Source organism: uncultured Brachybacterium sp. (assembly GCF_947500705.1).
Taxonomy (GTDB): Bacteria; Actinomycetota; Actinomycetes; order Actinomycetales; family Dermabacteraceae; genus Brachybacterium.
The window spans coordinates 1-11,904 of record NZ_CANMSY010000002.1 but is presented as its reverse complement, the minus strand read 5'-3'; the positions used below and the strand labels follow the sequence as shown (position 1 = coordinate 11,904).

Below are 11,904 nucleotides of genomic sequence, written 5' to 3'. Positions count from 1 at the left end.
CAAGAATCTTCAGCTTCCTCGGGTACCGTGGAGCCATGAAGCCCCTCTCCACGATCACGGTCTCCTCCGACCTCCCGGATGTCCTCGCGCCACTGCGCGATCTCGCGATGAACCTGCGCTGGACCTGGCGTCGGCAGACCGTCGACCTGTTCCGCTCCCTCGACCCCCGTGTGTTCGCCGCGAGCGGCGAGAACCCCATCGCCATGCTCTCCCGGGTTCCGGCGGGACGTCTGGCCGAGGCGGCCCGCGATGAGACGTTCCTTGCGCAGATGCGTTCCGAAGCAGGTGACCTGCGCACCTACCTCGGCTCCGGCCGCTGGTTCCAGCGCACCGTCCCTGGTGCACAGGGCAATGGCGACGGCTCCTCGATCGCCTACTTCTCCATGGAGTTCGGGATCACCCCGACCCTTCCGATCTATTCCGGCGGTCTCGGCATCCTCGCCGGTGACCACCTGAAGTCCGCCTCGGACCTCGGGGTGCCGCTGGTGGCCATCGGCCTGCTGTACCAGTGGGGCTACTTCTCCCAGTCGCTGGACCCCAGCGGCTGGCAGCAGGAGAACTACCGCCACAACGATCCCGAGCAGCTGCCCATCGATCCCGTGCTCACCGCTGCCGGCGAGCAGCTGACCGTGTCGGTGAAGATGCCGGGCGGGCGCGAGATCGCCATCGCCGTCTGGAAGGCGCAGGTGGGCCGGGTCCCGCTGCTCCTGCTGGACACCAACGTCGAGACCAACGACGAGGACGCACGCCAGATCACCGACCGTCTCTACGGCGGCGATCACGAGCACCGCATCGTCCAGGAGATCGTGCTGGGGATCGGCGGCGTCCGCGCGGTCGAGGCATACGCCCAGGTGACCGGAGCTCCGGCACCCACCGTCTTCCACCTCAACGAGGGCCATGCCGGCTTCTCCGGGCTCGAGCGCGTGGGCCGCAGGATCGAGGCCGGCGCCAGCTTCTCCGAAGCCGTCTCCGAGGTGCGCGCGGGCACCGTGTTCACCACCCACACCCCGGTGCCCGCCGGCATCGACCGCTTCGACGCCGCTCAGCTGCGCAGCTATCTCGACGCCGATCAGTCCGGCATCGCCCGCCTGATCCCTGCACTGCCCGTCGAGGCCGCCCTCGCGCTCGGGATCGAGGAGGGCGGGGACGTGTTCAACATGGCCCAGCTCGGCTTCCGCATCGCCCAGCGCGCCAACGGCGTCGCGAAGCTCCACGGTGCGGTCTCCCGCAGCATGTTCCAGGACCTCTACCCGGGCTTCGACGTGCCCGAGGTGCCGATCGGCTCGGTCACCAACGGCGTGCACCGCCGCACCTGGACCTCGGCGCACATGGATGATCTGTACAAGAAGGCCCTCGGGGACGTCGACATCTCCTCGCTCAGCGACTGGAGCGCCCTGGCGACCCTCACCGACCATGAGCTCACCGAGACCCGCAACGCGCTGCGTGCGGACCTCGTGACGATGGCACGGCAGCACGTCAAGGAGTCGTGGCTGCGCCGCGGCGCCGACGAGGCAGAGCTCGCCTGGACCGAGCACATCCTGGATCCGAACGCCCTGACCATCGGCTTCGCCCGCCGCGTCTCGACCTACAAGCGCCTGACCCTGATGCTCTCGGACCCCGAGCGCCTCAAGAAGATCCTGCTGGACGAGGAGCGCCCGGTCCAGATCATCGTCGCCGGCAAGTCGCACCCGGCCGACCGCCCCGGCAAGGAGTTCCTCCAGGAGCTGGTGCAGTTCGCCGACGACCACGGCGTGCGCCACCGCATCGCCTTCCTTCCCGACTACGACATCCGCATGGCCTCCGTGCTGATCGCCGGCTCGGACGTGTGGCTGAACAACCCGGTTCGACCGGAGGAGGCGTCCGGCACCTCGGGCATGAAGGCCGTCCTCAACGGCGGGCTCACCTTCTCGGTGTCCGACGGCTGGTGGGACGAGATGAAGGACGACGAGGCGGGCTGGACCATCCCCACCGCCGAGGTCGCCGACCAGTCCGAGCGCAACCGGATCGAGGCCGATGCCCTTTACGAGATCCTCGAGCAGTCGATCGTCCCGCTGTACTACGAGCGTGACGCGCGCGGCATGCAGCGAGGCTGGATGACCAAGGTCCGCTCCTCGCTCGTCAAGGTCGCGCCGCAGATCGTGGCTGCCCGCATGGTGCGTGACTATGTCACCGATCTGTATCTGCCCGCTGCCCGTGCTGCCTCCGCCTTCACCGCGGATCCGGCGCTGGCCGGGGAGTTCACCGAATGGAAGGCCGCAGTGCAGCAGGCCTGGTCGAAGGTCGCCGTGAGCGGTGTGACGCTCGAGGGCGTCGACGGACCGACGGTCTCCACCGGCGCCGAGGTCACCCTGGTGGCGGACGTCGAGCTGGGTGGTCTGCGCGACACGGATGTGCTGATCGAGGCGGCCCTCGGCGAGATCAGCGCGGAGGATGAGATCATCGATCCTCAGCTGATCCCTCTGCAGCGCGCGGACGACGGCCGCTGGGCCGCACGGTTCGCGCTCGCCGCTCCCGGCGAGGTGGGCTACACCGTGCGGGTCACCCCGCAGCACCCGGTGCTGGCCTCCCGCGCCGAGCTCGGGCTGGTCACCACCGCCTGAGCGGGCCACCGCACCTCCGACGAAAGGCTCCGACCCCGTGCCGACCCGCCGCCAGCTCCTGCTCTCCACCGCTGCGATGGGCCTGGCCGGGGTCGGAGCGCTCAGCGGCTGCTCCTCGGATCCGTCCGTCGAGCTCGAGGACGGCGACACGCTGCGGATGCGGGTGTGGAGCGAGGCCGCGGCGGTGGCCTACGAGGAATCCCTCGCGGAGTTCACCGCCGCCACCGGGATCGAGGTCGCGGTCGAGGTGCTCGGCTGGGATGACTACTGGACCCAGCTGCCCTTGGACGTGGCGGAGGAGAACCTGCCTGACGTGCTGTGGATGAACACGGCGAACCTCGCGCAGGTGCATGCCAGCGGGCAGCTGCTCGAGATCGGCGAGCTCGTCGGCGACAGCTCGTCTCGATGGGAGAGCGTCGCCACCGATCTCTACCGGCTCGAGGACGGGCTGTGGGGCGTCCCTCAGCTCTGGGAGCAGAGCATCCTGGTGGCGCATGAGGGCCTGGTCGCGGCGGCCGAGGGCGACGCGACCGCGCTGAGCTTCGACCCCGGCGCGCCGACGGATCCGCTGCGCGACCTCTCCCGCGCCGTCACCGTCGACGGGGCAGGGCTCCACCCCGGTGACGAGGGCTTCGACCCCGCTACCCGGGCGACGTTCGGGTTCAGTGCGCATCCCGACCGCACCGCAGTGCTGGGACCCTTCATCGCTGCGCAGGGTGGTACCTGGCAGGACGAGGAGGGGACGATGTCCTTCGCCTCCGACGCAGGCATCGCTGCGGTGCAGTACCTCGCCGATCTCGCCTCCTCGCACCTCGGCCCGGCAGGGGCAGAGACCACGGCGGATCCGATGCTGTGCCGGAACCTGTTCCTCCAGGGCAAGCTCGGCCTGCTGCAGACGGGCACGTACGATCTGCACACCGTGGCCGAGGAGATCGGTGGCAGCTTCGACTGGGGCGTCCATCCCGTCGTCGCGGGCTCCCAGGGTCCCCGCCCGCTGGTCCATGCGATCGCCGCCGTCGGCGTCGAGGCGAAGGAGGACGAGCGGTCCGCGGCGATCGCCGAGCTGCTGACCTGGCTCGGTGGCGCGGAGGGTCAGCGCACGCTCGCGGAGAACCGTCTGGGCATCCCCGCCCATCGCGATCTGCGCGGCGCCTGGGAGGAGAGCTGGGCGGAGGCCGGGGTGGACGTCTCGGTGATCGAGGTGCCCGAGTCCGCGGCGCACCCCGAGACGGGGGATCGTTCGGCGATCGCCACCGGCACGGCACTGCAGGGCATCGCGAAGATCTTCCGTGGCGAAGCGACCGCCGCCGAAGCGCTCCCGGAGGCGCAGCAGGCCGCCCGGGAGGCGATGGGCTGAGCAGGGCTTCGACGGAGAGGTGAGGGCTGCCCCGAGATCTGTGCCTATACTCGGCCGCGGACACGGGGTGCGTCATACGACGCTGAGATCACACCCGTGGAACCTGCTCTAGTTCGTACTAGCGAAGGGATGTCCTCCATGGCTCCGTCGTACCCTGCCCGAATTCCCCGTGTGCTGTCGATCGCCGGCACGGACCCCTCCGGGGGAGCCGGCACCGCTGCGGATCTCAAATCCATCACCGCAGCAGGCGGTTACGGCATGAGCGTGGTCACCGCGCTCGTCGCCCAGAACACCCGCGGCGTGCGGGACATCCACGTCCCGCCGGCCCCGTTCCTGGACCAGCAGCTCCGCGCGGTCAGCGACGATGTGGTGATCGATGCGGTCAAGACCGGCATGCTCGGCACCGCCGCGCTCATCGCGACGGTCTCCGAGTGGCTCGACGAGCATCCCCCGCAGATCCTCGTCGTCGATCCGGTGATGGTCGCGACCAGTGGTGACAGCCTGCTGGAGCCGGACGCAGAGCAGGCCATGATCACCTTCTGCTCGCGCGCCACCGTCGTGACCCCGAACATCGAGGAGCTCGCGCGCCTGACGGGGAGCGAGCGCGCCCGCGACGAGCAGGCCGCCCTCGACCAGGCCCGAGGATGGGCCGCACGGACGGGTGTCGCCGTCGTGGTGAAGACCGGACATCTGGACTCCGCGACGGTGACGAACACCTGGGTGGACCCCGACGGCACCTGCCTCCCGGTCCCCTCGATGCGTGTGAGCTCGACCAGCACCCACGGCACCGGATGCTCCCTCGCTTCGGCGCTCGCCACCCGATTGGGCGGAGGCGAGTCGCCGCAGGAGGCGCTCGCCTGGTCCACCCAGTGGCTGCATGAGGCCATCTCCCACGGGGAGGCGCTGCGGGTCGGGAACGGCCACGGTCCGGTGGACCATTCCCACCGCGCCCGCCGTCTGCAGGCCGCAGGGGATTCCACCCCCTGGCTCGTGCCGAGAACCGTCCCACCCGTCATCGGCTCCCCGGACCAGATCCCGGCGGCGCTCGGTGCCGCACTCCCGGCAGCGGCGCGGGTGGAGCCTGCCGTCACCCCGGCCGGGCCTTGGACGCGGGCGCTGTGGGCAGCAGGGGAACCCATCGCCCGTGACATCGCGGAGTCCGACCTCATCCGTCAGCTGGTCGACGGCAGTCTGCCCCCGAACGCTTTCGCGTTCTACCTCGCCCAGGACTCCCTGTACCTGCGTCGCTACTCTCGTGCGCTCGCGGCGCTCTCGGCCGCCTCGACCGATGTCGTGGCCCAGGTGTTCTGGGCCCGCGGGGCGAGCAGCTGCCTCACTGTCGAGTCTGCGCTGCACCGTGACCGGCTCGGCGTGCAGGAGGACATCGGGATCTCCCCGGTGACCAGCGCCTACACCGATTTTCTGCTGGCCACCGTGCTCGGCGAGGAGCGTGCAGTCGGAGCCGCCGCCGTGCTGCCCTGTTACTGGCTGTATGCGCAGACGGGGGCAACGCTGCCCTCCGTCCCCGCGATCACCCCTATGCGGACTGGCTCGAGACCTATCGCGACCCGGGCTTCGTCCTCGCCACGCAGGGAGCACTGGAACAGGTCGAGCGGGAGCTCGACGCCGCCTCCCCGGCGGCGCGCTCCGCGGCGGTCCGTGCCTATCTCCGCGCCAGCCGGCACGAGCTGGAGTTCTTCGACCAGGCGCTGCGCCTGGCGGCGCCGGTTCCGGCAGAACAGCGCGAGAAGGTCCTGGAGGAGGCGCTGTGAGGGGGACCCACATGCTGCCGGGCTCCCCGATCGCGACCACCGAGGAGAGCCTCCCTCCGGCCGGCCGGGCCGCCCTGCGTGCCGGTGTCGTGGGCAACTGGGTGGACAACATCCACGTCTTCCTGCCGCTGACCGCACTGGCCCCGGCGATGGTGGTGCTCGCGGGGCCTGCGGCGGCGGCCTCGACGGGATCCCTGATCGTCGTCGCGATGCTGTTCGGGCGGCCCGTCGGCGGAATCGTGTTCGGGCGCATCTCGGATCGTCTCGGGCGCACCCGCACCACCCGGGTCGCGATCGCCGGCACCGCGGCCTGCGCGCTGGCGATCGCCGTGACGCCCACCCACGAGATCCTCGGTGCGGGGACGATTGCCCTGATCCTCGCGCTGAGGTTCCTCGGCGGGATCTTCGTGGCGGGGGAGTACTCGGCTGCCATCCCGCTCGCCATGGAGTGGTCCCGGCCTCGGCGGCGCGGCCTCATGAGCGGGCTGATCCTCTCGATGGCACCGTGGGCGCAGGCGAGCATCGCCTTCTCGGTGGCGATGCTGCTGATGATGCTGGGCCCGGATGTCTACTCGGCGTGGGGCTGGAGGCTGCTCTTCGTGCTCGGAGCCCTGGCCTCGATCGGCATGCTGATCTACTACAGCCGCCAGGTGAGCGACGCCCCGGTCTTCCACCGACGGGACCGGACCACGTCGGCGCGTCCGCGAGCGGGCATGAGGGACCTGCTCGCCGGCCGCTGGGCCTCGACGTTCTGGCAGGTCTTCCTCCTCATGACGGGACTCTGGCTGCTCACCAACACGACGGTGCTGCTGCTGACCGGCCGCCTGGGGACCGACACCGGACTGTCCGCGACCGGCGTCTCGATGGCGATCGGGATCGCCTCCATCGTCCAAGCGGTCGTGATGGCGCTCGCCGGTCACCTGTCGACCCGGACCGGTCGGCGCACGCTGTTCATCGCCTGGGGACTGGTCGCTGCGGTGCTCGGTCCGCTCGTGTGGTGGCTCGCGGTCACCTCGCAGTCCTTCGGTCGTGCGGCAGTGCTCGCGGCCGTCCTGCAGGTCATCACCGTCTCCGCCTACGGCCCGGTCTCGGCATATCTCTCCGAACGGTTCCCGACCGAGGTGCGCTCGACCGGCTACGGCATGGGCTACAGCCTCTCCCTCGTCCTTCCCGCGCTCTACCCCTTCTATCTGCCGTGGCTCGAGGCGCCGCTCGGGCGCAACGGGTCGGTGATGGCTCTGATCGGCCTGGGCGGCGGGCTCCTCGTGCTCGGCGCCGCGCTCGGGCCCCGACTCTCCTCACGGGACACCGACGCGGACATCGACACCGTTGCCGACGGGGTCCGCGAGCGCGGGCCGATGCAGACGACGGAGGGAGCACGATGAGCCCGACGGACCCGGACCTCGCCCCGGTGGCCCACGTGCTCGATGCCGTCCGCCGGCGCCAGCCGCTGGTGCACTGCCTCACCGCAACGGTCTCCATGGGGTTCGTCGCCGATGGACTGCTCGCCGCAGGCGCCCGCCCGATGATGACCGAGACCCTCCAGGAGGCCCCTGCCCTCACGACGCTGGCCGATGCGCTCGTGATCAACCTGGGCACTCTCAGCACCGACGCGATGGACGGCATCCCGGCGACCGTCGCCGCCGCCGTGCAGGATGCCCGGCCCTGGGTGCTGGATCCGACCGCGATCGGGATCGCCCCGGTGCGGACCCCCTTGGCGCGCACACTGCTCGACTCACGGCCCGACGTGGTGCGGGGCAATGCCTCCGAGGTGCTGGCCCTCGCCGGTGGAGGGAACGGGGGACGCGGGGCGGACTCCCTGCTGGGCTCCGAGCGCGCGGAGTGCGCGGCGGAGTGGATCGCGGCACGCACCGGCGGCGCCGTCGCGGTGTCCGGCCCCACCGACCTGGTGCTCTCGAGGACGCGCCGTGCCCAGGTGGAGCGGGGCACGGCGCTGCTGTCCCGGGTGACAGGCACCGGCTGCCTGCTCGCCGCGCTCACCGCGGCCTGTCGGGCCGTCGAAGCTGATGACGTCACCGCTGCGCTCGCCGCGACGACCTGGATGGCCCTCGCAGGAGAGACGGCCGAGCAGCGGTCCATCCGGCCGGGCTCGTTCCGCATGCACCTGCTGGACGCACTCGACGAGGTGGGACGATGATCCTGGACCTGCGCTGCTACCTGGTGACCTCGGGGACCGGGCGGCACACCGTGGCCGCCGCCGCGGCCGCCGCCGCAGGGGGTGCGGGGATGATCCAGGTCCGTGCCAAGGGCGCCACTGCTGCCGAGCTGCTGGAGCTGACCTGTGCGGTGGCCGCCGCTGTGCACTGTGCACGCCCCGCAGCCCGTGTGGTGGTGGACGACCGTGCCGACGTGGCTTTCGCCGCGCGCAGGCTCGGGGCGCCGGTGCACGGGGTGCATCTGGGACAGGACGATCTGCCGGTCGGCGCGGCGCGCGCCCTGCTGGGCTCGGAGGCGATCATCGGCCTGACCACGGGCACCCTCGAGACGGTGCGCCGGGCGGAGGAGCTCCACGAGCAGCTCGACTACGTCGGTGCTGGGCCGTTCCGGCCCACCCCGACGAAGGACTCCGGCCGCGAACCGCTCGGCGTCTCCGGGTACCGATCCCTCGTCACGGCGACCAGGCTGCCGGTCGTCGCGATCGGCGGGATCACCCTCGAGGACGTCCCGTCCCTCGCCCGCACCGGGATCGCCGGCGTTGCACTGGTCAGAGGGATCATGGACGCCGATGATCCGGCTCGCGCCGCCCAGGGGATCGTCTTGGCGGTCGAGAGCGGGCGGATCTCTCGCTGATCGGAGCTCCGCGCGTGCGGCACGTCCGGAGACGGGGTGCTCGTGCTGCCCCTGCTGGTTCCCTCGGCGCGGCGGTCGCAGCGCTGACTCAGCCCTGCTGCGTGGCCCGGATCATGCCCTCCTGGGTGACGGTCGCGACCAGGTCGCCGGCGCGGTCGAAGAGCTGGCCGTGGGTGAGACCGCGTCCGCCGGCCGCCGAGGGGGAGCGCTGGACGTACAGCAGCCAGTCGTTGGTGTCGACGTGCTTGTGCCACCAGATCGCGTGGTTGATCGTCGCCATCTTCAGCCCGGGCGTCATCCAGCTCAGCCCCTGCCGGCGCAGGATCGGCTCGAAGGGCGTGTAGTCGCTCGCGAAGGCGAGGATCGCGTCATGCGTGAGCGGATCAGCCTCGATCGGAGCGAGCATCCGCATCCACACCATCTGCGACTCGGCGCCCGCTGCGTCGGGGCGCAGATAGATCGGATCGGTGACGTGACGGATGTCGATCGGGCGCTGGGTGGCCCAGTAGCGCGCCACCGGGTGATCGATGCCGTCGAGCACCTCGGCGGTGGTCGGCAGGCCCTCGGGGTCCGGTGCCTCGGGGGCGCGCTCCTGATGCTCCAGCCCGTCCTGGTCCTCCTGGAAGGACGCTGTCATGGCGAGGATCGTGCGCTCCTCCTCATCCGCCTCCCTGCCGGGCTGGGTGGCCAGCACCCGGCGCACCGAGAAGGAGCCGCCGTCGCGCAGCGCATCCACCTGGAAGCGGATCGGGTGGGAGGGATCGCCCGGGGCGAGGAAGTAGGAGTACATCGAGTGGATGCGGCGATCGGGGGAGACCGTGCGGCCCACCGCTGTGACGGCCTGGCCCATCACCTGCCCGCCGAAGACGTGCCCGCCGGGATGCGGGGAGGAATCACCCTGGTAGGCGGCGACGGTGGCCGTGGTCGAGAACTCGCCGAAGGGGGCGCTCTCGCGCAGATCCAGCAGATCCACGAGATCGGCGGCGATCTTCGAGGGGTCGGTGTGCGCAGAGGTCATGCGGCCGATCGTACTGGCGAAGACGCCTACGATGAGAACCATGGCACCTCATCCCTTCGCCGATGCTCCTGATCTCACGCCGGGGGAGTCACATCCGCTGGATATTCCGGTCCCCGTCCGCTGGACCGACCTCGATGCCTATGGCCACGTGAACAACGCCGCGGTGGTGCGCCTGCTGGAGGAGGCGCGCATCGCCGCCTTCTGGCAGCCACCCGCCGAGCAGCTCGAGCTCGGTGCTCCGCTGCCGCTGGCCGCATTTCCGGTCAGCGGCGCCGGGGCGGCGCTCAGCACCGTCATCGCCTCGCAGCGGATCGAGTACGCACGGCCGCTCGGCCACCGCCGCGACGGCGTGGTGGTGCGGCTGTGGCTCTCCCGGATCGGCGGTGCCAGCCTGAGCGTCGACTATCTCGTGCTCACCCGCGATGATCCCGACGCGAAGGAGCCCTATGCCCGGGCCCGCACCGTCGTGGTGCTGGTCGACGCAGAGTCCGGAGCGCCGGTCCGCCTGGAGCAGGAGACCCGCGACCAGCTCCAGCAGTTCTCCGGCGATCCGCTGCCCTTCCGCGACTGAGCCCGGACCAGCGGCGGGAACCTCGTCCCTCCGTCATCTGAGCGCCCACCCAGCTCAGCGTCGGCTCAGCTCAGCGTCGGCTCAGCTCAACTGGTCCGGGACCGTCTGCCCCGCAGCCGGTGCCTCGCCGCCGTCGACCGTGTTGAGCATCGAATGCGCCGCCCGCTCGAGGTAGTCCCACAGCGTCTGCTCATGCAGCGGCGCAAGGTCCAGGGTGTCGAGGGCGGCGCGCATATGGCGCAGCCAGGCATCGCGGGCCGAGGGGGAGACCGGGAAGACGGCATGGCGCATCCGCAGTCGCGGATGGCCGCGCTCCGCGCCGTAGGTCTTCGGACCGCCCCAGTACTGCTCGAGGAAGGTGCACAGCCGGTGACGCGCCCCGGTGAGGTCCTCCTCCGGGTACATAGGGCGCAGCTCGGGGTCCCCGGCGACGCCCTCGTAGAAGCGGTCCACGAGGCGTACGAAGGTCTCATGACCGCCGACGGCGTCGAAGAAGCTGATCTGCTCGGGCTGGGGGGACGGGGTGGTCATGGCTGGTGCTCTCCGATGCTCAGGGTCACGGTGCGGAAGATCAACTGCGGGCTGTCACTTCTGGACGGTCTCGACGAAACGGGGCATGGCGAAGGCGATGTCCGCGGCGGCGAATCCGTCTCGGATCCGGGCGCGCAGCTCTCGCTCCACGCCCCACTGCTGACCGGGCGGTGTCTGCACCGTGACACGGCGCTGATAGCGGTTCGCGTCCACGGCGAGCATGCCGGTGATGTCTGCGGCGGCGAGGATCTGATCGTTCCAGGCGGGGTCCGCGGCCAGCTCGGCGGTGACCGACTCGAGCACCGTGGTCACCTGGTCGTCATCGGCCGCGGCGTCGATGTCGAGCACCACCACGGCATTGGAGAAGCCGCGTGCATAGTTGCCGACCCGGATGATCTCGCCGTTGCGCACCGTCCACAGCACGCCGTCGATGCCGCGCACCTGGGTGGCGCGCAGGTTGATCGACTCGACGGTGCCCTCCGCGTACTCGATGTCCACCCAGTCGCCGACGGCGACGATGTCCTCGAAGAGCATCACCACCCCTGCGACCACATCCTTGATGATGGTCTGGGCGCCGATGCCGGCCGCCAGGCCCACGACACCGAGGCTCGCGATGACCGGGGCGATGTTCACCCCGATCTCGGAGAGGATCATCATCGTGGCTATCGCCCAGATCATCACGTGCGCGATGTTGCGGGCGACGTTCGACAGGGTCTGTGCGCGCTGCTCGCGACGGGCCTGCGCGGCCTTCTGAGTCCTCGGGTCGCGGCGGATGACGGTGCCCGTCATCGTCGAGATCTTCGTACCGGACTGCACCATGGTGCGGAAGAAGCGGCGCAGCAGCCAGCCGACGAGCACGCTCAGCACTCCCGCGGCCACCGCGATGATCACGATCTTGATACCGCTGGTGACGAGCCAGCGCAGCAGCTGATCCATCAGGGTCAGCGCCTCATCGGTGGTGGGCGAGGACAGCAGCGGTCCGAGGTCCAGAGGGTCATCCAACATGCTTTCGACGATATCCCCCGGGGCACCAGAAGTCTGGAGGTGCCCGGGGCGAGGTAGGTCACCGATCCACCCCGCCCCGAGCTCACAGCACGTCGCTCAGCCGTGCCTTCTGGACTGTGCTCCTGCCGTTCGCGAGCTCGCAGCACGTCGCTCAGCTGTGCTTTCTGGACTGTGCTCCTGCCGTTCGCGAGCTCGCAGCACGTCGCTCAGCTGTGCTTTCTGGACTGTGCTCCTGCCGT

9 protein-coding genes, 1 pseudogene and 1 riboswitch are annotated in these 11,904 nt (G+C 70.4%); of the genes and pseudogenes, 7 read left to right on the top strand and 3 right to left on the bottom strand.

The annotated features are described in order from the left end of the window. Positions 1 to 35: 35 nt before the first annotated feature. The 6 genes and pseudogenes from glgP to Q0937_RS03165 all read left to right on the top strand — a co-directional run bounded on the left by glgP (position 36) and on the right by Q0937_RS03165 (position 8,540). Positions 36 to 2,600: an alpha-glucan family phosphorylase gene (gene glgP / locus Q0937_RS03190; protein WP_299299687.1), complete on the top strand. Its 2,565-nt coding sequence runs from the start codon at positions 36 to 38 to the stop codon at positions 2,598 to 2,600. 37 nt (positions 2,601 to 2,637) lie between these two features. After that, a complete protein-coding gene (locus Q0937_RS03185; RefSeq protein WP_299299685.1) occupies positions 2,638 to 3,957 on the top strand; it encodes an extracellular solute-binding protein in 1,320 nt (439 codons plus the stop codon). Positions 3,958 to 4,010: 53 nt separating this feature from the next. Continuing rightward, a riboswitch (TPP riboswitch) is annotated at positions 4,011 to 4,104 on the top strand. Beyond that, positions 4,087 to 5,421: pseudogene (locus tag Q0937_RS03180) on the top strand (bifunctional hydroxymethylpyrimidine kinase/phosphomethylpyrimidine kinase); the annotation flags it as partial. It overlaps the preceding riboswitch by 18 nt. Positions 5,422 to 5,725: 304 nt before the next feature. After that, on the top strand, positions 5,726 to 7,114 hold the full coding sequence (locus Q0937_RS03175; protein WP_363323192.1) for an MFS transporter: 1,389 nt from the start codon (positions 5,726 to 5,728) through the stop codon (positions 7,112 to 7,114). Continuing rightward, the gene (gene thiM, locus Q0937_RS03170; protein WP_299300926.1) at positions 7,111 to 7,887 is read left to right on the top strand and encodes a hydroxyethylthiazole kinase; all 777 of its coding nucleotides are present in this window, start codon (positions 7,111 to 7,113) and stop codon (positions 7,885 to 7,887) included. Before Q0937_RS03175 ends, thiM begins: the two co-directional genes overlap by 4 nt. Then, positions 7,884 to 8,540, top strand: coding sequence for a thiamine phosphate synthase (locus Q0937_RS03165; RefSeq protein WP_299299683.1), 657 nt, complete (start codon positions 7,884 to 7,886; stop codon positions 8,538 to 8,540). Before thiM ends, Q0937_RS03165 begins: the two co-directional genes overlap by 4 nt. Before the next feature lie 88 nt (positions 8,541 to 8,628). Here the strand turns inward: Q0937_RS03165 and Q0937_RS03160 are convergent, their stop codons facing one another. Continuing rightward, the gene (locus Q0937_RS03160; protein ID WP_299299681.1) at positions 8,629 to 9,558 is read right to left on the bottom strand and encodes an acyl-CoA thioesterase II; all 930 of its coding nucleotides are present in this window, start codon (positions 9,556 to 9,558) and stop codon (positions 8,629 to 8,631) included. A gap of 40 nt (positions 9,559 to 9,598) precedes the next feature. Between Q0937_RS03160 and Q0937_RS03155 the strand changes: the two genes are divergently transcribed. Further along, a complete protein-coding gene (locus Q0937_RS03155; RefSeq protein ID WP_299299679.1) occupies positions 9,599 to 10,129 on the top strand; it encodes a thioesterase family protein in 531 nt (176 codons plus the stop codon). Positions 10,130 to 10,210: 81 nt separating this feature from the next. Here Q0937_RS03155 and Q0937_RS03150 read toward each other — a convergent pair whose 3' ends face one another. Together Q0937_RS03150 and Q0937_RS03145 are read right to left on the bottom strand one after the other, a co-directional pair. After that, entirely contained in the window at positions 10,211 to 10,660 is a 450-nt protein-coding gene (locus Q0937_RS03150) for a globin (RefSeq protein WP_299299678.1), read from the bottom strand. A gap of 54 nt (positions 10,661 to 10,714) precedes the next feature. Beyond that, positions 10,715 to 11,665, bottom strand: a complete 951-nt coding sequence (locus Q0937_RS03145; protein ID WP_299299675.1) for a mechanosensitive ion channel family protein — start codon at positions 11,663 to 11,665, stop codon at positions 10,715 to 10,717. Positions 11,666 to 11,904 lie beyond the last annotated feature (239 nt).